Here is a 17,776-nt window from a genome sequence, read left to right on the forward strand (position 1 = left end):
CGTGGAGCCGTTGACGGCGGCGGTCGTCATCCTGGCCATTCTCGTCATCATCCTCTTCGCGGCCGGCGCCGGGCTCTACCGGCGGGTCCGTGAACTGGAGCTGGCCACCTACAGCGGCGTCGGCATGCGCCTCAGCACCGGCCCCGACACGCAGGCGAACGCACTGGCCGTTCCCGGCGGCACCACCATGGTCATCAAGGTCAATCGTCGCTGCCCCATCTGCGACGATGTCCTGCTCGCGGCTGCCAAGCTGGCGACCGACCTCCCTCCGGACCTGTCGTTCGCGGTGTTGTCCGACGATCCAGGGTTCGACAAACCCCTGCCCGACTCCATCAGGGTGATCAAGGATCCGGCGACCTGGCGAGCGGCCGGCGTGCCGTACACCCCGGCGCTGCTCGTCGTGGACGAGAACGGCGTCGTGGGCTTCACCTCCCCAGTGGGATCCGGAGAGGCGCTCGTGGAGATGGTCGAGCGTGCGGTGGCGAACAGAAAGGAAAAGCAGCTGTGACGGCCGAAAAGCAGATCTCCATCCTCGATCAGATTCCCAGCGCCCACGAAATGCCCGAGCAGGCGTTACCCACCCTCGTGGGCGCCAAGCGGGAAGGGTGGAGCAGGCGCCGCATCCTGGGCCTGGCCACCGGAGCCGCGGTGGCGACCGGGCTGGGCGTCCTCGACCTCCTGCCCTGGTCGAAGCCGCGCGCCGCGGCGGCCGCCTCCTACACCGCATGGAGTACCTGCCGGGGCTACGTGAACGCCAGCACCGTCTGCACGCCCTCGAGCGCGCTGTACTCCGGCAACTGCTCCGGCTCGTGGCACCGCAACGACGGCGGGTCCGGTACCTGCTACAACTTCCGCTACACCCACTACGCCACGACCTGCGACGGTCACAACGCGTGGAGGTGGACCGGCGGCAGCACCACCAGCACCCGCCGCAAGTGCTCCGACGGCTGGTACGAGTACAACGACTGCGGCGGCGGCCGGGTCTCCCGCTTCTCCATCTGCCGTACGGCGATCTGACCGCGCCCGATGAGCGATCCCACGACCACATCCGTCCGCCTGTTGCTGCCCGGGGTGGCATTGATCGTGGCGGCGGAGGCACTGGTGCTGTCCCTGAGGCTGACGGGCGCGGACACCAGAGGCTTCACCTGGCTGGTGGCGGCCCTCGTCGCCGGCTTCTCCCTCTCCGGCTCCGTTTGAAGCCTGAACAGCGCCTGGGTGCTGTCCTCGTCGGTCCGGCGGGGTGCTGATATCGCCGGCTTCATCGCCGGGTTGTTCGCAGGAGCGGGCGCCGTCACGTTCGTGCTGGTGCTCGTCGGATCTGTGCTTCGAGCACCGTTCCCGACGGTGGTTCTGCAGATCCTCGTCGCCGCGGCGGCGGTTGTCCTCCTGCTCCGTGAGCTGGATGTGCTCTCCTTCCCGTTGCTCCAGAACGCGCGGCTGGTGCCGCAGTTCGTCACCAGGATTCCCTTCTGGGGCGCCGTGCAGTTCGGTGCCGAGATGGGCACGGGAATGCGCACGTACTCGCCGACGGGGCTGCCGCACATCCTGGCGATCTCGATCCTGTTCCTGGCGTCCTGGGAGGAAGCGCTCCTCGCGGGGGCCGGCTTCGCGGCGGCGCGGGCGTTGATGCTCCTGACGTTCGCCGCGGCACGGGACAGGATGGAGGCGGACACGGCGTTCTCTTTCACCCTGCCGAGGCTGAAGGTGCTGTTCGTCGTTCTCGCACTGCCCGTAGTGACGATGCTGGTGATCGGGTGATCGTCATCGTCGTCCGCTACGGGCTGGGCATCCTCCTGGCGCTGGCCGTGCTCGGGAAGGCGCGTCACTTCGCCGCGTTCCAGAGCAGCCTGGCGCCCTTCGGGCTCCGCGGGCGGATCGCCCAGGTGGGCGCCTTCACGGTGGTGACCGTGGAGGCGCTCGCCGCGCTGACCGCCTTCTCTCCCGTCGCCGACGTGGTCGTGGGCGTGATCGCGACCTGTCTGGGCGCTTCCTTCACGGCCGCGCAGACGTATCTCCTGGCCGTGGGCGAGCAGGCCCCCTGCCTGTGTTTCGGCCGCCAGGAGCGGGCGTCGACACGCACGTGGGCCCGGGCGGCACTCGTCCTGCTGATGGGATTGACGTTGTGGGGCGTCGCGGCCTGAGAGCCACTCAACCTTTCGCGGATGTCGTTGAGTGTTGTAGATGAGGCATCCCCGACGGAGGGCTGGGCCGGTGACAGATGACGGCTTCCGCGAGTTCGTGGCCACGCGCGGTCTGGCACTGTCGCGCATGGCCTACCTGATCACGGGAGACCACGCCCTGGCCGAAGATCTGGTGCAGGAAACCCTGGTCAAGGTCGCGGCGCGCTGGCGGAAGCTCACGCAGGAAGGCGACCCGGAGCCCTACGTCCGCAAGGTCCTGATCAATCAGCTGCGGACGTGGCGGCGCCCCCGCCGGCTGGCGTTCGTGTCGACCGCGGACCTCCCCGAGCCGTCGCCGTCCACGGACGAGTCCGCGCAGACAGATCTGAAGGTCGCGCTCTTGCGGGCGCTGAGCGTGCTCGGGAGCAGGCAGCGGATCGTGCTCTATCTCAGGTTCTACGAGGACCTCACGGAGAGCGCTGTGGCCGCTGAGCTGGGCTGCTCCATCGGTACGGTCAAACGCCACACCCATGACGCGCTCAAACGCCTGCGCCAGATGGCTCCGCAACTACTCGAGACGGAGGTGCGCTCGTGAAACCGCCCCTCGGTGCCGCTTATGACCAGCTCGACCAGGACGTACGCGACTACGCCGACGCCGGCAAGGCGCTTGCCACGCTGCGCGTCCGCAGAATCCGCAGGGCGGTGATCGCCGGATCGGCCGCCCTCGTGGTGGTCGCCGCCGGAGTCGCCTTCCAGCAGCGCCAGCCCGCGCCTCCGGACGCCGTGGCGACAGTGGCGCCCCCGACGCATGTCGTGGAGCCGCCCGCCGAAGCGCCGGCGCTGCCCGCCACCGGTGCCGTCGGGCGGGGCGCCCTGGTGTACACGGCCTGCCAGGGGCAGTGCCCGACCTTCCTGGTGCTCACCGACGGCCGACAGTATCTGCTGGGCGAGCGGACCGTCAATCCGCCGGGCAACATCACCCTCTCCCCTGACGGGCGCTGGCTCGGCCGGCCCGTCAACGGTGGGTACGAAGTCAGGGACCTCCTGGCCGGCGTGGTGCACACGCTCCCGCCCCCGGCCGGAGGCGCCGCGGACAGCGCCTACAGCCCGTGGGCGTGGTCCGCGGACTCGCAACGGCTGCTCGTCGGCCACCACGCCAGCGGGAACGTCGGCAGGTACGTGACGCTGGAGCTCCCGAGCGGCCACACCAGCGAGCTCGACCCGCCTCCTGGACACGAGCCGATCGGCCTGCTGCCCTCGGGTGACGTCCTTCTTCTCATGGAGAGCAAGCAGGACAAGCTGCCGTACGAACGCGTCACGCTCGTGCACGCGGACAACGGCCTCGTCGTCCGCCTCACGTCCGGAGCGGGTGTCCTCGCCGACACCACCCACGGGCTGTCGATCCAGGTGTCCGGGGAGCGGGTCTTCACTCTGGAGTACTCCGGCGACCAGATCACGGTCCTGGAGTTCGACCTTGCGGGCAAGCCGATGGCCCGCCGGCCGCTGCCGGCCGACCAGTTCCCGGTCGGGCCGGTCGACGGCGGCTTCGCCGTCATCCAGGTCCCCCAGGACCAGGCCAAGGGACGGCAGAAGCTGGAGACCATCACCCCGTCCGGGCGCCGGTTGTTGTTCGAGGTCCCCGGGCAGGCCGCCGTCGTCCTGCCAGGAGGCGCACGGCACTGACGCTCGGTACGGGTCCGCGTGGCGTAGAGCCATCTCCTGTTACTCTCCGTTACCTTGCCTACTCATGGATGCTCTGACATATGCGTGGAGGTCCGGCGCGTACGTGACTCGCAGGCGGTTGCTGGTCACCGGCGCGTTCGCGGCCATGGGCGCGGTCACGGGATCGGCCGGGACGGCGGTGGCGCAGCCGCGCGGGATGACGCTGCGGGCCCGTCCCGCGAAGGTCTCCCTGGGGCGGCGCACGGTCTCCACCTGGACGTACAACGGCGTCGTGCCGGGCCCGTCGATCGAGGCCACGGCCGGGGAGACCGTCAGGGTGCCGCTGATCAACGCGCTGCCTGCGAACACCACCGTGCACTGGCACGGGATCAGGATCGACCCGCGCATGGACGGCGCGCCCGGGTTCAGCCAGGAGCCCACGCGGCCCGGCGAGCGGTTCGATTACGTCTTCCGGGTGCCGGACCCCGGGACGTACTTCTACCACTCGCACGTCGGCACCCAGCCCGACCGCGGCCTGTACGGGCCGCTGATCGTCGCCGACCCGCGTGAGCCGCTGAGCTACGACCAGGAGATCACGGTGCTGCTCGACGACTGGCTGGACGGCATCAGCGGCACTCCCGACGACGCGCTGCGCCGGCTGAACGCGAGCACCCAGCACGACGACACGCTGCGCAGCGCGGTGCTCGGGGGCGTGGCGGCGGAAATGCATCATCCGCTCTACCTCATCAACGGGCGCGCGCCGGACGCGCCCGCGACCTTCCACAGCGCGCCGGGGCGGCGGGTCAGGTTCCGGGTGATCAACGCGGCCGCCGACACCCCGTTCCGCGTCGCGCTCGGCGGCCACGAGCTGACTGTCACCCACACCGACGGGTTCCCGTGCAAGCCGGTCACCGTCGACTCCATCCTCATCGGCATGGGCGAGCGGTACGACTTCCTCGTGCGGCTCGGCTCGGGCGCGTTCCCGCTGGTCGCGCTGGCGGAGGGGAAGCGGGCACGGGCGTTCGCCGTGGTGCGGACGTCGCGCAGGGCGGCCACACCCGCGAAGGACGCCAAGGTGGCGCAACTCACCGGGCGGATGTTGAACTATGAGGACTTGAGGGCGCCACGCGCCGACCAGCTCCCCCGCCCGTCCAGGGTCGTCACCGTGCGGCTCGGCATGCGGCCGTCCGGCAACGAGTGGACCCTCAACGACCGGCTCGCCGCCGACCCCATGCGGGTGCAGGTGGACCGCGGGGAGACCATCCGCATCGTGCTGGACAACGAGTCGCCCATGTGGCATCCGATGCACCTGCACGGGCACACGTTCCAGGTCAACGTGAACGGGTTGCGGGGGCCGCGCAAGGACACCGTGAACATCAAGCCGCGCGAGCGCCTGGAGATCGACGTGCTCGCCGACAACCCCGGTGAGTGGATGTTCCACTGCCACAACCTGTACCACCAGGAGCAGGGCATGATGGGCGCGCTCGGCTACGGCCCGCCGCCGCGTCGCGGCACGACCCACACGGGCATGCATCGCCCGGCCCACAAGCGCACGCACTAGGGAACGCGCACGGCGTACCCGTTTACGTACGCCGTGCGCACCGCACGCCGCCTGGGCAGCAGGCTGGGCGCCGGCGCCACTTCGCTCTACCGGCACGTGGCCAACAAGGACGAGCTGTTCGAGCTGGCCGTGGACGAGGTCTACGGCCAGCTGGCGCTGCCCGCGCCGGACGACCCGGCCGCGTGGCGGGCCACGGTGACCGAGGTCGCCCACGGGCTGCGGGCGACGATCCTGCGTCACCCGTGGGTGGCCGCCAAGCTCGGCGAGGCGGGGCTGTCCTACCTCGGGCCCAACGTGCTACGCCGCTCGGAGCACCTGCTCGCCGTCCTCGAGCGGGGCGGGTTCTCGCCGCGGGAGGCCGATCGGGCCATGAACGCCGTCGTCGCGTACGTGCTGGGGGTGGCCACCGGCGGAGAACGAGGACAGCTTCGACCATGGCCTCCAGCGCCTCCTCGACGGCCTCGAAGCCCACCTCCGCACGACCTTCCAGTAGTCGCCGAACGATGCGATGCGCGTGGCAGATGCGCTAAGGGGATGCTCATCGCCGATCTGCTCGCTCTCGTGGCGAGGGAGCCCGGGGACGTGCGGTCCGGGTGATGGGGGTGCTGCCGACCACGCGTTACCAGCTCGCCGACGCCGCGGCGGTCGTCCGCGCCTCGTCGGGGGCACGTTCGGCGATCGAGGGCTGGAAGAAGCCGGACGTGCGATGCGCGGCGCTGATCGACACGCTGGTGGCGGAGGCTGCTTTAGCCGTATATCGCTGACTTTTGTCGCCATACGTAGCCACATATATGGACGCTGCCCCAAACGCGAGTTACGCTCCGCTAGCTCCTACATGGGGGGGGATCCATGAGCTACACGCTGTTACGCGGGAATTTCGTCATCCGATATCCGGACCTTCCGCGGCAGGGGCCAGAGCCCGACGGCGACACGGTCAAGTTCCTGCCCGACAACCCCGTGCTGGTCGAGGCGCTGCCCCGGCACTCCGGCCGGCCGCCGGACATCAACCTCCGCGGCATCTCCGTACGCCTGGAGGCCATCGACGCGCTGGAGACCCACTTCGAGGAGACCCACCAGGAGCCGGCGGGGGCCGAGGCGGCCAGGGACGAGCTGCTGCGCCTGCTCGGCTTCGCCAACGTGGTCTTCTGGGAGGACCTGCCGAACAAGGTCCGCTCCGCCGACCAGGACTCGATCCGCGGTCACGTGCTCACCAACGGCATCGACGCGAACGGGCGGCTGATCGCGTTCGTCTACGCGGGCGACCACCCGGGGGCCGACGGCTCCAGCGTGTTCCTGGACGGGCCGACGGCCGACGCTTCCGTCAACGCCGCGCTGCTGGCCACCGGGCTGGCCTATCCGGCGTTCTACGCGACGTTGCCCGCCGAGTTGCGTACGCACCTGGCGGACGTGTCGGCGGCGGCCCGGCAGAAGGCGCTCGCCACCGGGATCTGGCCACGCTCCACCGCTGACCCCGACGGCCCGGCGGCCATCCCCGACCTGGCGGCGGCCGAGCAGCTGGTGATGTGGCCGAAGTTGTTCCGCCGCATCGTGCCGTACCTCGCGGCCGGATTCCGCGACTTCGACGGCTTCGATGCCTGGCTGCGGGCCGACCCGGTGCACCGCGACGACGCGTTGTTCCTGATCGACAAGCTGGAACGCGGCAACCTGCACGACGTCGTCCAGGCCTCCGGCCAGCAGATCCAGCTGACGGTGTGGCCCGAGAGGTTCATCATCAACCCGGATCCCGCGCCGCCGGGCTCGACCGTGAACCCGCCGCTCATCGCCGCAGGCGACCTGCTGATCGTGGCGGCCCTGCCCGACCCCGTGGGTGCCGACCGCGGCGCGGAGTCGGTCACGTTGCTCAACGTCACGCCGGACCCGATCGATCTGTCGGGCTGGTGGTTGTCGGACGCCGCCAACACCCGCCAGAACCTGGGCGGAGCCGTGGCGGGCGGCGCCACGCTGCGGGTGGCGCTCGACGGGGCGCTGCGGCTCGGCAACCAGGGCGACGGCCTCGTCCTCGTCGATCCCGGCGGGAACACGATCGACCAGGTGAGCTACAAGGGCGACCGGGTCCACGCGGGCCGGACCATCTGCTTCGGTCGCTGAACCACCGGCCCTCTGGCCAAGGGCGGCGTCACGTCGCAGACTGGGCGTTCCGACCGGCGATACGAAGGAGTTCGCGATGTTCATGGCGCGGTACATGACACGTTCGATGCTCAGGTTCGCGGTGGGGGCGGCGGCGGGGTACGTGCTCGCGGTGCGTCCGTGGCACCTCCGCTGGGGCGCCGACGACGGCGAGGTCCATGGCGAGATGGCAGGTGACGACATCGTCAGCATGCCGCAGTACCAGGCGACCCGCGCCATCACCGTCGACGCCCTCCCGGCCGCCGTCTGGCCCTGGCTCGTCCAGCTGGGCGGCTACACGGAGGCGTCCGCGGAGGGAGACGCCACGATCGAACAGCAAGGCCTCAAGGTCGGCGACACGCTGCACCCCGGCGACGAGGGCGCCGTGTTCATCGTGGAGCAGGCCGATCCCCCGCACACGCTCGTGCTGGTCCATCGGGGCCAAGACGCCGCCACCACCTGCTCCATCTCGCTCCGCGAGGTGGACGACGCCAGGACCAGGATGGTGTTCCGCACCCGGATCAAGGCCGAGCCCGGTCTGAGCGGCACCCTCTTCCTGGCCAGGGTGGACCTGGCCGACTTCCTGACCGTGCGCAGGCAGATGTTGACGATCAAGTCCCGCGCCGAGCCCGCGCGCTGACCGCGAGCAGCCGACGGCGCCGTCCCCTTCCTGGGGGACGGCGCCGTTCGGTGTTGACGCGAGACCTTTCTGGCAATTACGGTTCCCGCGATTGGTGAAATGTTCGCCACATTTCCGAAACTTTCGGAGGCACCATGTTACGAGGACTTGTCGCGGTCACCTTGCTCGGTCTCCTGGTGGTGAACCCGGCGCATGCGGCGGAACCCCCGGCCATCACCGTGAACGAGCGCGTCACCCACCAACAGATCGACGGCTTCGGCATCTCACAAGCGTTCCGCCGGAACGAGCTGCTCGAGGCGCTGACGCCGGCGCAGCAACGGGAGATCCTCGATCTGTGGTTCGACCGCGAGAAGGGGGCCGGGCTCAGCATTCTGCGCCTTGGCATCGGCTCCTCCCCCGCGGGCAGCCCTTACGACCACATGGTGTCGATCCAGCCGGAGAACCCGGGCGGCCCGGATGCCCCGCCCAAGTACGTGTGGGACGGCGACGACAACAGCCAGGTCTGGGTGGCCAAGGAGGCCAAGGCGTACGGCGTGAAGCGGTTCTTCGCCGACGCCTGGAGCGCGCCCGGCTACATGAAGACCAACGGCGACGACAAGAACGGCGGGAACCTGCTGCCGGAGTGGGAGAAGGCTTACGCCAACTACCTGCTGGCGTACACGAAGTTCTACGCCAAGGAAGGCATCAAGATCACCGACCTGGGGTTCACGAACGAGCCCGACTGGACGGCCACGTACGCCTCCATGCGCTTCGCCCCGGAGCAGGCCGCGCAGTTCGTCAAGGTGCTCGGCCCGATCACCAAGGGCAGCGTGAACCTGGTCTGCTGCGACTCGTTCGGCTGGAACCAGGCCAAGGCGTACACGGCGGCGATCGAGGCCGACCCCGAGGCCCGCCGCTGGGTGAAGACCCACGCCGGCCACACGTACGCCAGCCCCGTGGACGCCCCGCTGCCGACCAACAGGAAGTCCTGGATGTCGGAGTGGAACCCCAACGGCTCGACCTGGAACGAGGCCTGGGACGACGGCAGCGGCTACGACGGCTTCACGATCGCCCAGGCCATCCACGACGCGCTCACGCTGGGCGACGTCAGCGCCTACATCTACTGGCTGGGCGCCTCGCGCGGCACGACGAGGGCGTTCATGCAGGTCGACGACACGGCGAAGACGTACAAGGTGTCGAAGCGGTTGTGGGCGATGGCGGCCTACAGCCGGTTCATCCGGCCGGGCGCGGTCCGGGTGGACGCCGCGGCGGCGAACCCGGCGCTGAAGGTCTCGGCCTTCCGCAACCCGGACGGGTCGAAGGTGATCGTGGCGCTCAACACGAGCACCGAGGCCGTCTCGTGGAACGGCGTGCGCGGCCGGGCGACCGCGTACGTGACGAACAACGACAACTCGCTCACCCCGTCGGCCGTGACCGGCCACACGGTGACCCTCCAGCCGCGGGCCCTCACCACCATCGTGGTCCGCTGATCGGCGGCGAGAGCCCGGAACGCGCTCCCCGGGCTCTCGCCGCCCCATGAGGTCAGCCCCACACCTCCTGGGCGGTCTCGACGATCAGACGGAGCTTGGCGAACTGCTGGTCGGCCGTCAGCTCGTTGCCCTCGACCGTGGAGGAGAACCCGCACTGCGGCGACAGGCAAATCTGGTCGAGGTCGACGAACTTGGCGGCCTCGTCGATGCGCCGCTTGAGCGTGTCCTTCGACTCCAGCCCGCCGTGCTTCGTCGTGACCAGCCCGAGCACGACCATCTTCCCCTTGGGCACGTACCGCAGCGGCTCGAAGCCTCCGGACCGCTCGTCGTCGTACTCCAGGAAGAACCCGTCCACCTTCAGCTCCCCGAACAGCGCCTCCGCGACGAAGTCGTAGCTGCCCGAGGCGGCCCAGGAGGAGCGGAAGTTGCCGCGGCACATGTGCGTCGTGATCGTCATCCCGGCCGGCTTGGCCGCCAGCGCGGCGTTGATCTGCTTGATGTAGCGCAGGTGCATGTGCTCGGCGTCGTCGCCCCGCGACGCGAGCTCCGCCCGCTGCGCCGGGTCGTTCAGGTAGGCCAGGCTGGTGTCGTCGAACTGCAGGTACGTGCACCCCAGCGCGCCGATCCTGCGTACCTGCTCGGCGTAGGCCGCGCTGAGGTCACGCCAGAACTCCTCGACGTCCGGGTACACCTCCGGGTCGATGGCCGCCGGCCCGCCGCGGTAGTGCACCATGCTCGGCGACGGGATGGTCAGCTTCGGCACGGCGCTGGTCACGGTGTCCCGCAGGAACGTGAAGTCGTCGGCGAAGACCGGCTCGTTCAGCTTGATCCGGTCGTGCACGCGCAGCGCCGCCGGGGTGAACTCGATGTCGCCCTTCTCGTTGTGGAAGCGCACGGTGATGTGCTCGTCCGTGGCCTGGCCGATGCCGCCGAGCCGGTAGATGAAGTCCATGTGCCAGGAGGCCCGGCGGAACTCCCCGTCGGTCGCGCTCTGCAGCCCGATCTCCTCCTGCCTGCGCACCACCTCTTGGATGGCCGCGTCCTCCGCTGCCCGCAGCTCGTCACCCGTGAGGTTCTCGCGGGCACTGAGCAGGGACTGCGGGCGCAGGAGGCTGCCGACGTGGTCGGCGCGGAAAGGCGGTGAGGTACGCATTGCGGATCAACTCCCGTAGAGCTTTCTGAGCGGGGCCTTGAGCAGCTTGCCCGCCGCGTTCTTGGGCAGTTCAGGGACGAATTCCAGATGTTTCGGGATTTTGAAGCGGGCCAGCCGGCCGTCCAGATGCTTGAGCAGCTCCTCGGCCTCGGCCGTCGCGCCCGGCCGCAACACGACCAGGGCCTTGCCCACTTCGCCCCACTGGTCGTCGGACACGCCGATCACCGCGCACTCGGCGACCGCAGGGTGGCTGTAGAGCACGCTCTCCACCTCGGCGGGATAGATGTTCTCGCCGCCGGAGATGATCACGTCGTTGAGCCGGTCCGTGATGCGCACGTAGCCGTCCTCGTCGGCCACGCCGACGTCGCCGGAGCGGAACCAGCCGTCGGGCGAGAGCACCTTCGCGCTCTCCTCGGGGCGCCGCCAATAGCCGGACATGACGTTGGGCCCCTGGACATGGACCTCGCCGGGCTCGCCTGGGGCCGCGTCCACGCCCCCGGCCGTGACCAGGCGCACGTCGGAGAAGAAGCACGGCACACCGGCCGTGCCGGCCTTGTCGACGGAGTGCTCGGCCCCGAGGAAGAGCGCGCCGGGCGCGGTCTCGGTCATGCCGTAGCCCTGCAGGAACGTCAGCCCGCGCTCCTGGTAGGTGCTGATCAGCGGCAGGGGCACCGGCGCGCCCCCGCACAGCAGGTGGCGCAGGCTCGACAGATCGGCCTTCGCCCAGCGCGGGGACTGGGCGAGGACGTTGAACATCGACGGCACGCCGAACATCACCGTCACCCGCTCGGCCTCGATCAGGTCGAACGTGCGCTCCACGTCGAACGACGGCTCCAGGATGGCCCGGCCCCCCTTGAGCACGGCGGGGATCAGCGTCTGCGCCAGCGCCGCGATGTGGAACATCGGGGCGCTGATCAGCATCACCTCGTCGTGCGCGAGCGGCACGTCCACCAGCAGGTTGACGGTGTTCCAGATGAGGTTGGCGTGCGTGAGCATGGCGCCCTTGGGCCGTCCCGTGGTGCCGGAGGTGTACATGATCAGGCACACGTCGTCCTGGGCGACCGGCTCGTCGATCGGCTCGGGCGCGCCCGACGCCAGCAGGTCCTCGTACTCCGCGGCCAGGATGTGCCGGCCGGGCAGCCCCTGACCGTCCAGCCCCTCGCCGAGCAGCAGGACCGACGCGTCCGCGTCCTCCAGGATGAAGCGCAGCTCGGGCGTCGCCAGCCGGGTGTTGAGCGGGACGAACACCGCTCCCAGCAACCCCGCCGCGAAGAACGTCTCGACCAGCGCGGGATGGTTCGGCCCGAGGTAGGCCACCCGGTCACCGCGTCCCACGCCCAGCGCGGAAGCCAGCCGGTACGTCCGTTCGCGCAGGTCACCGTAGGTGAAATCGTGCCCGCGGCAGGTCAGCGCCACCCGGCCGGGTGTCATGCGGGCCCTGCGCGCCGGCCACGATCCAAGCCCCTGGTTCCGCATCAGTGCTCCTCCAGGCTCAAGTTAGGCCACTGGACGATCGCTGTCACCGTTCTGCCCAACTTTCGTCGGGCACCGTGTCGAGGAGCCGCTCGGCGATCGCCGCGGCCTCCGGCCTGAACCGCTCGTGCAGCGTGTGGCAGACCCGTTGCGCCTTCTCCGCGGGCCAATCGTGCGGCAGGTACCGCAGCGGGAGCCGCGGGTCGGTCCTGATGATCTGCAGCCAGCCGGTGAGCAACGTCAGCGAGCGGGCCAGGTCGTCGGGTGCGTCCGGCGCGGGGTCGGCCTGGTCCCAGCAGCGCAAAAAGGCCCGGTAACGCTCGCCCAGGCCGGCCAGGTCGTACGCGTCGCGTACCAGCGCCTGCATGTCGGTGGGCCGCCGAGGCTCGGCGGCGAACACCTTCACCTCCACCCCCGGCACCTCGGGGGCCTCCACCTCGCCAGGAGCGATCCACAACCCGTTCTGCAGCGGCCCGAACCCGGCCCAGATGAGCTGCGAGCGCAGCTCGTGCCGCTGCCGCTGCCACGACGCGGGCAGCGAGAAGCCGATCAGCGTCCACCGGTCCCCGGCGGCGTCGTTGACGACGCCGCTGTGCCAGATGCGCCGCTCGCCGTCCCTGAGCACCTCGGTGCTGATCGGAGTGAGGCCGAAGTACATGCGCCGCCCCGAGCGCTGCCGCCGCAGCAGCCCGCGGCGCACCATCCGGGTCAGCGTCGAGCGCGTCGCCTCCTCGGAGACGCCGACCTTGGTGAACGCCTCGATGAAACTGCCCGAGGAGACGCAGACCCCGCGACCGTATACGTGATCTCCGAGAAAGGTGAGAATCACCGATTGAGGCCGCATTGCCGCCCTCCGCGGATGTTGGGCATTCTCTTGACAGCCGTAATCTACCTGCCTACATTCAGGGCGACATCGCGAGGGAGCGCCGTCGCCTGGACTGAGGAGCGGCGGGAGCGTAGCTACCAGAGCGGCGAGGAAGGCGACGGCTCCTGAGCGACCCGAGCCGCCTCCACGCAGTGGAGCCAAAAACACAGAGGTCCTGATGCGCAGGCTTCTACCGTCTCTGGTCTGTCTCGTGTTGGCCGTGGCCGCCTGCGGCGGAAGTCCCGGCGGGTCAGGTGGCGAGGGTCCGATCAAGGTGGGCCTCATCGTCTCCCTGACCGGCAACTACACGCCGCTCGGCAGCGAGGACAAGAAAGCCGTGGAGCTGGCGGTCGAGCAGGTCAACGCGCAGGGCGGCCTCCTGGGCCGCAAGGTCGAGCTGGTCACCAGGGACGACAAGACCGCCCCCGACCAGGGCATCGTGGCCTACAACCAGATCAAGGGCGAGATCGTCGCGCTGATCGGGCCGGTGTTCTCGAACTCGGCGCTCGCGGTGGAGCCGCTCGCGCAGCGCGACAAGATGCCGTACCTGTCGCTGGCGCCCGCGCAGGAGCAGGTCGAGCCGATCAAGTCGTACATCTTCGTCACGCCCGCCCTGTCCAGCATGTACGCCGAACGCTACCTGCAGTACATCCAGGCCCAGGGCATCAAGACGATCGCGGTGGCCTGGGACTCCAAGAGCGCGTACTCGGTCTCCGGGCACAAATCCATGGTGGCGCTCGCGCCGAAGTACAACGTGCAGATCACCGTGGACGAGCCGTACGAGACCACGAACTCCGACTTCAGCGCGATGTTCCAGCACGTGCGCGACTCCTCCGCCGAGGCGCTGGTGTTCTGGGGCTCGGGCGCGCCCGGCGTGACGGCCGCCAAGCAGTACGTGGCCTCGGGGCTCAAGACGCCGCTGTTCCTGACCGCGTCGCAGGCCAGCAAGTTGTGGCTGGAGCCGATGGGCAAGGACGCCGAGGGCATGACCGTGCAGAGCGCCATCGGCGTCGTCGGCGACCACCTGCCGGACGGCAAGCAGAAGCAGATCATCGACCAGATGGCCAAGCCGTACCAGCAGAAGCACGGCTACCCGCCGCCGCAGTTCGCGCAGGACGGCTACAGCGCGAGCCTGCTGCTGTTCGAGGCGATCAGGAAGGCGAACAGCACCGACAAGACCAAGATCCAGCAGGCGCTGGAGAGCATGGACCTGATCACGCCGAACGGGCGCTTCCGCTACTCCCCCACCGACCATTCCGGGCTCTCCCCCGAGTTCATCTCGGTCAACACCGTGAAGAACGGCCAGTTCGTGCCCACCGACTGGGCCAAGGAGCAGCTCACCAAGACCGTCAACGCGGCGGGGTAGCGCGTGCTGGCGGTCACCGGGGTCTCCCGCTCCTTCGGGGGCGTCTACGCCGTCCGCGACGTTTCCCTGAGCGTCGCGGACGGCGAGGTCTGCGGCATCATCGGGCCGAACGGGGCCGGCAAGTCCACGTTGTTCAACCTGATCACCGGGCATCTGACGGCCGACCGGGGCGAGATCTCCTTCCTCGGGCACCGGGTGGACCGGCTCGCTCCGCACCGGCGGGCCAGGCTCGGCATGTCGATCGTCTTCCAGGCGGCCCGGGTCTTCCGCGGCATGACGGTCAGGGAGAACGTCATGGTCGGGATGCACGGGCGTACCAGCGCCGGCTTCGTTTCGGCGGCGCTGCGACTCCCCCGGCACCGGCACGACGAACGCGAGATCGCGGCCCAGGCGTCCTCCGCACTCGAACGCGTGGGGCTGTCGGACTGGGCGGACCGGCCCGCCGACCGGCTCCCCATCGGGCAGCAGCGCGCGTTGCAGCTGGCCCGCGCCCTGTGCGCGCGGCCGCGGCTGCTGCTGCTCGACGAGCCCGCCTCCGGGCTGCGCGGCCAGGAGCGCGAGCGGCTCGCGGCGCTGGTGGAGGAGCTGCGCGCCGGCGGGCTGACGATCCTGCTCATCGAGCACGACGTCGGGTTCGTGACCCGGCTCGCCGACCGGCTCGTGGTGCTCGACCTCGGCCAGGTCATCGCCGACGGGCCTCCCGCGGAGGTGCGGGCGGACCCGCTGGTGCTCGCTGCGTACCTGGGACAGGCGTCATGACCGCCCTCGGCCCTGGACAGGCCTCATGATCGACGTCAACGACCTGGTCGTCTCGTACGGCACCGCGACCGCGCTGGAGCACGTCACGCTGAACGTCGGCAAGGGCGAGATGGTGGCGTTGCTCGGCCCGAACGGCGCCGGTAAGTCGACGCTCGCCAACACGCTCGCCGGGCTGCTGAAACCCTCGTCGGGAACGGTCGAGATCGGCGGGCGGCTGGCGTTGATCCCCGAGGGCCGCCAGCTATTTCCGGATTTGTCGGTCGCGGACAACCTGGCGCTGGGCGGCTGGCGCTCTGGCGAACGCGACCCGTCCTTCGTCTACGACCTGCTGCCCCGGCTGGCCGAGCTCGCCCGGCGGCGGGCCGGCGTGCTGTCGGGCGGCGAACAGCAGATGGTGGCGTTCGGGCGGGCCATGATGTCGCGTCCCTCCGTGCTCGTGGTGGACGAGCTGTCCCTGGGCCTGGCCCCGAACGTGACCGCCGACCTGGCCGCGCACCTGGTGGAGCTGAACCAGTCGCGCGGCCTGACCGTGCTGCTCATCGAGCAGAACGCGCGGCTGGCGTTCGACCTGTGCTCGCGGGCGTACGTGGTGGAGTCCGGGCGGCTGGTGGCCGAGGGCGAGTGCGCGGAGCTGGCCGACGACCCGCGGGTGGCCGGCGCGTACCTGGGCGGGGCGATCACATGAGCGCTGGGGTGGTGAGGACGGCATGAGCGCGTTCCTGACGTACCTGCTCAACGGTCTGGCGGTCGGCTGCGCGATCGCCCTCATCGCCAGCGGCCTGGTCGTCATCCACCGGGTGACCGGCGTGGTGAACTTCGCCCAGGGGACCTTCGCCGTGGTGGCCGGGCTCTGCACGTCCTCACTGCTGGGGCTCGGTCTCCCGCACGGGGCGAGCGAGGTGACGGCCGTCCTTGTCGCGGCGGTCGCGGGCCTGCTCACCGGCCTCGCGGCGATCGGCAAACCGGGCGTGACCCCACTGTCGTCGTTGATCGTCACGCTCGGCGTCGGCGTGCTGGCGTACGCGGTCGAGATCGTGTTGTGGGGCGACCAGCCGCGCTCGGCCCCCGGGCTGGCCGGCTCCGTGACGGTGGCCGGGGCGCGGATCCAGACGCAGCACCTGCTGGTGATCGCGGTGACGGCCCTGACCTTCGTCGCGCTCGCACTGTTCTTCGGGCGCACGTACCTGGGCAAGGCACTGACGGCGTGCGCGTCGAACCCCTACGCCGCCCGCGTCGTCGGCATCGACCCCCGGCGTATGGGGCTGCTGGCATTCGCGTTGGGCGGGCTCCTCGGCGGCATCGCCGGGGTGCTCGTGACGCCGCTGCGGCCGATCTCGTTCGACACCGACGTCACGCTCATCGTGAACGGCTTCGCCGCGGCCGTCTTCGGCGCGCTCACCCGCCCGGTGATCACCCTGCTCGGGGCGCTGCTGCTGGGCGTGGCCGAGACCATGGCCGCCGGGTACGGCTACGGTTCGCACCAGCTGGAAGTGGCGCTGGGCCTCATGCTCGTCGTCATGATCGTGCAGGCCGGCCGCCGCACGGCCATCTCCCAGGAGTCCACATGATCAGGCTCGTGGCCGGTGCGCTGGTCGCCGCCGTCACCCTCGTGCTCCCGGCGATGCTGGACGACAGCGCGCTGGCCGTGTACATCCTGCTCGGCCTGGCCGCCATGGTCACCGTCGGGGTGTCACTGCTCATGGGCTACGCCGGCCAGGTGTCGCTGGGCCAGGGCGCCTTCTACGCCATCGGCGCCTACACCGCGGCGCTGCTCGCGCTGAGCGGCGTGCCGCCGCTGGCAGGGCTGATCGCCGCCCCGCTGGCGGCCGCACTGTTCGCGCTCGTGATCGGCATGCCGCTGCTGCGGCTGCGCGGGCACCACCTGGCGTTCGCGACGCTGGCCATGCAGCTCATCCTGCTCTCGCTCGCCGGGCAACTGGAGGTCACCGGCGGGGACATCGGCCTGCAGGCCATCCCGCAGTTCTCCGTCGGCGGGCTGGAGATCGGCAGCGCGGCCGCGTACGCGTACATGACCTGGGCGGGACTGGCCCTGGTGATGCTGGTGACCCACAACGTCATCACCTCCCGCCCCGGCCGCGCCCTCCGCGCCCTGGCCACCAGCGAGACCGCCGCCGCATCATCCGGCATCCCGGTGGGACGCTACAAACTGGTCGTCTTCGCCTTGTCCGCGGCCTTCGCCGGTCTCGCCGGCGGCGTCTACTGCTTCTACACCGGGTACGTGGCGCCGGGGTCGTTCCCCGTGCTGATCTCGATCCAGTACATCGTGATGGCCGTGGTCGGCGGGCTGGGCACGATCTGGGGAGCCGTGGTCGGGGCGGCCGCGATCACCCTGCTCGTGCAGGGCCTCGACCAGCTGGCCTACCTGCCGGGGATGCCGTCGTACGCACCGAGCGTGCTGTCGTACGCGGTGTACGCGCTCGTGTTGATCGTGGTCGTGCTGTTCCTCCCGAACGGCCTGCTGCCCGCCGTCGCCGACCGCCTGCCGTGGCGCAGGCGAAGCGCCCCTCCAGCGGAGATCCGCTGATACCTGCCGGGGGCGGCCCGGGCGTGGCGACCGTAC

At 70.1% G+C, this 17,776-nt stretch carries 21 protein-coding genes; 18 read left to right on the plus strand and 3 right to left on the minus strand.

Annotation, left to right across the window (positions count from 1 at the left end; translation table 11 throughout):
- Position 1: 1 nt before the first annotated feature.
- The 13 genes from ETD86_RS04650 to ETD86_RS04700 all read left to right on the plus strand — a co-directional run bounded on the left by ETD86_RS04650 (position 2) and on the right by ETD86_RS04700 (position 9,579).
- Positions 2 to 508, plus strand: coding sequence for a thioredoxin domain-containing protein (locus ETD86_RS04650; RefSeq protein WP_138664832.1), 507 nt, complete (start codon positions 2 to 4; stop codon positions 506 to 508).
- Entirely contained in the window at positions 505 to 1,017 is a 513-nt protein-coding gene (locus ETD86_RS04655) for a hypothetical protein (protein WP_138664833.1), read from the plus strand. Before ETD86_RS04650 ends, ETD86_RS04655 begins: the two co-directional genes overlap by 4 nt.
- A 9-nt stretch (positions 1,018 to 1,026) precedes the next feature.
- On the plus strand, positions 1,027 to 1,197 hold the full coding sequence (locus ETD86_RS54815) for a hypothetical protein (RefSeq protein WP_170222881.1): 171 nt from the start codon (positions 1,027 to 1,029) through the stop codon (positions 1,195 to 1,197).
- An 18-nt stretch (positions 1,198 to 1,215) separates the two neighbouring features.
- Positions 1,216 to 1,758: a hypothetical protein gene (locus ETD86_RS04660; protein WP_138664834.1), complete on the plus strand. Its 543-nt coding sequence runs from the start codon at positions 1,216 to 1,218 to the stop codon at positions 1,756 to 1,758.
- Positions 1,755 to 2,141 carry a MauE/DoxX family redox-associated membrane protein gene (locus tag ETD86_RS04665; RefSeq protein WP_138664835.1) on the plus strand — a complete coding sequence of 129 codons (387 nt, stop codon included), beginning with the start codon at positions 1,755 to 1,757 and terminating at the stop codon, positions 2,139 to 2,141. The genes ETD86_RS04660 and ETD86_RS04665 overlap by 4 nt, the downstream gene beginning before the upstream one ends.
- 70 nt (positions 2,142 to 2,211) lie before the next feature.
- Positions 2,212 to 2,715 carry a SigE family RNA polymerase sigma factor gene (locus tag ETD86_RS04670; protein ID WP_246147632.1) on the plus strand — a complete coding sequence of 168 codons (504 nt, stop codon included), beginning with the start codon at positions 2,212 to 2,214 and terminating at the stop codon, positions 2,713 to 2,715.
- Positions 2,712 to 3,803 (plus strand): hypothetical protein, encoded by a 1,092-nt coding sequence (locus ETD86_RS04675; protein WP_138664837.1) that lies wholly within the window; start codon positions 2,712 to 2,714, stop codon positions 3,801 to 3,803. The genes ETD86_RS04670 and ETD86_RS04675 overlap by 4 nt, the downstream gene beginning before the upstream one ends.
- Positions 3,804 to 3,867: 64 nt before the next feature.
- Positions 3,868 to 5,343 (plus strand): multicopper oxidase family protein, encoded by a 1,476-nt coding sequence (locus ETD86_RS04680; RefSeq protein WP_246147633.1) that lies wholly within the window; start codon positions 3,868 to 3,870, stop codon positions 5,341 to 5,343.
- 33 nt (positions 5,344 to 5,376) lie between these two features.
- Positions 5,377 to 5,940 (plus strand): TetR/AcrR family transcriptional regulator C-terminal domain-containing protein, encoded by a 564-nt coding sequence (locus ETD86_RS04685; protein ID WP_138664838.1) that lies wholly within the window; start codon positions 5,377 to 5,379, stop codon positions 5,938 to 5,940.
- Positions 5,940 to 6,107, plus strand: a complete 168-nt coding sequence (locus ETD86_RS54820; protein WP_170222882.1) for a hypothetical protein — start codon at positions 5,940 to 5,942, stop codon at positions 6,105 to 6,107. The genes ETD86_RS04685 and ETD86_RS54820 overlap by 1 nt, the downstream gene beginning before the upstream one ends.
- A gap of 85 nt (positions 6,108 to 6,192) precedes the next feature.
- Positions 6,193 to 7,452: a lamin tail domain-containing protein gene (locus ETD86_RS04690; RefSeq protein ID WP_246147634.1), complete on the plus strand. Its 1,260-nt coding sequence runs from the start codon at positions 6,193 to 6,195 to the stop codon at positions 7,450 to 7,452.
- 76 nt (positions 7,453 to 7,528) lie between these two features.
- Complete coding sequence (locus ETD86_RS04695) at positions 7,529 to 8,110, plus strand: hypothetical protein (protein ID WP_138664839.1); 582 nt, start codon at positions 7,529 to 7,531, stop codon at positions 8,108 to 8,110.
- Positions 8,111 to 8,244: 134 nt separating this feature from the next.
- A complete protein-coding gene (locus ETD86_RS04700; protein WP_138664840.1) occupies positions 8,245 to 9,579 on the plus strand; it encodes a glycoside hydrolase family 30 protein in 1,335 nt (444 codons plus the stop codon).
- A gap of 52 nt (positions 9,580 to 9,631) precedes the next feature.
- Here the strand turns inward: ETD86_RS04700 and ETD86_RS04705 are convergent, their stop codons facing one another.
- The 3 genes from ETD86_RS04705 to ETD86_RS04715 are packed head-to-tail and all read right to left on the minus strand — an operon-like array spanning position 9,632 to position 13,034.
- A complete protein-coding gene (locus ETD86_RS04705; RefSeq protein WP_138664841.1) occupies positions 9,632 to 10,732 on the minus strand; it encodes a 5-methyltetrahydropteroyltriglutamate--homocysteine S-methyltransferase in 1,101 nt (366 codons plus the stop codon).
- A gap of 6 nt (positions 10,733 to 10,738) precedes the next feature.
- Entirely contained in the window at positions 10,739 to 12,208 is a 1,470-nt protein-coding gene (locus tag ETD86_RS04710) for an acyl-CoA synthetase (protein WP_138664842.1), read from the minus strand.
- Positions 12,209 to 12,251: 43 nt separating this feature from the next.
- Positions 12,252 to 13,034 carry a PaaX family transcriptional regulator gene (locus ETD86_RS04715; RefSeq protein WP_246147635.1) on the minus strand — a complete coding sequence of 261 codons (783 nt, stop codon included), beginning with the start codon at positions 13,032 to 13,034 and terminating at the stop codon, positions 12,252 to 12,254.
- Between the two features lie 310 nt (positions 13,035 to 13,344).
- Here ETD86_RS04715 and ETD86_RS04720 point away from each other — a divergent pair, with 310 nt between their 5' ends.
- The 5 genes from ETD86_RS04720 to ETD86_RS04740 are packed head-to-tail and all read left to right on the plus strand — an operon-like array spanning position 13,345 to position 17,740.
- A complete protein-coding gene (locus tag ETD86_RS04720) occupies positions 13,345 to 14,436 on the plus strand; it encodes an ABC transporter substrate-binding protein (protein ID WP_246147637.1) in 1,092 nt (363 codons plus the stop codon).
- A 3-nt stretch (positions 14,437 to 14,439) separates the two neighbouring features.
- On the plus strand, positions 14,440 to 15,195 hold the full coding sequence (locus ETD86_RS04725) for an ABC transporter ATP-binding protein (protein ID WP_138664845.1): 756 nt from the start codon (positions 14,440 to 14,442) through the stop codon (positions 15,193 to 15,195).
- 25 nt (positions 15,196 to 15,220) lie between these two features.
- Positions 15,221 to 15,880, plus strand: coding sequence for an ABC transporter ATP-binding protein (locus ETD86_RS04730; RefSeq protein WP_138664846.1), 660 nt, complete (start codon positions 15,221 to 15,223; stop codon positions 15,878 to 15,880).
- A 22-nt stretch (positions 15,881 to 15,902) separates the two neighbouring features.
- Positions 15,903 to 16,763 carry a branched-chain amino acid ABC transporter permease gene (locus ETD86_RS04735; protein WP_138664847.1) on the plus strand — a complete coding sequence of 287 codons (861 nt, stop codon included), beginning with the start codon at positions 15,903 to 15,905 and terminating at the stop codon, positions 16,761 to 16,763.
- Positions 16,760 to 17,740 (plus strand): branched-chain amino acid ABC transporter permease, encoded by a 981-nt coding sequence (locus ETD86_RS04740; RefSeq protein ID WP_138664848.1) that lies wholly within the window; start codon positions 16,760 to 16,762, stop codon positions 17,738 to 17,740. The genes ETD86_RS04735 and ETD86_RS04740 overlap by 4 nt, the downstream gene beginning before the upstream one ends.
- The last annotated feature ends 36 nt before the right edge of the window (positions 17,741 to 17,776 follow it).

The organism is Nonomuraea turkmeniaca (assembly GCF_005889735.1).
Classification (GTDB): Bacteria; Actinomycetota; Actinomycetes; order Streptosporangiales; family Streptosporangiaceae; genus Nonomuraea; species Nonomuraea turkmeniaca.

Bases quoted from the DNA above. Each gene is read 5' to 3' on its own strand.
- ETD86_RS54815 (WP_170222881.1), top strand. From the start codon at position 1,027: ATGAGCGATCCCACGACCACATCCGTCCGCCTGTTGCTGCCCGGGGTG.
- ETD86_RS04680 (WP_246147633.1), top strand. From the start codon at position 3,868: ATGGATGCTCTGACATATGCGTGGAGGTCCGGCGCGTACGTGACTCGC.
- ETD86_RS54820 (WP_170222882.1), top strand. From the start codon at position 5,940: ATGGGGGTGCTGCCGACCACGCGTTACCAGCTCGCCGACGCCGCGGCG.
- ETD86_RS04690 (WP_246147634.1), top strand. From the start codon at position 6,193: ATGAGCTACACGCTGTTACGCGGGAATTTCGTCATCCGATATCCGGAC.
- ETD86_RS04695 (WP_138664839.1), top strand. From the start codon at position 7,529: ATGTTCATGGCGCGGTACATGACACGTTCGATGCTCAGGTTCGCGGTG.
- ETD86_RS04700 (WP_138664840.1), top strand. From the start codon at position 8,245: ATGTTACGAGGACTTGTCGCGGTCACCTTGCTCGGTCTCCTGGTGGTG.
- ETD86_RS04705 (WP_138664841.1), bottom strand. From the start codon at position 10,732: ATGCGTACCTCACCGCCTTTCCGCGCCGACCACGTCGGCAGCCTCCTG.
- ETD86_RS04710 (WP_138664842.1), bottom strand. From the start codon at position 12,208: ATGCGGAACCAGGGGCTTGGATCGTGGCCGGCGCGCAGGGCCCGCATG.
- ETD86_RS04730 (WP_138664846.1), top strand. From the start codon at position 15,221: ATGATCGACGTCAACGACCTGGTCGTCTCGTACGGCACCGCGACCGCG.
- ETD86_RS04735 (WP_138664847.1), top strand. From the start codon at position 15,903: ATGAGCGCGTTCCTGACGTACCTGCTCAACGGTCTGGCGGTCGGCTGC.
- ETD86_RS04740 (WP_138664848.1), top strand. From the start codon at position 16,760: ATGATCAGGCTCGTGGCCGGTGCGCTGGTCGCCGCCGTCACCCTCGTG.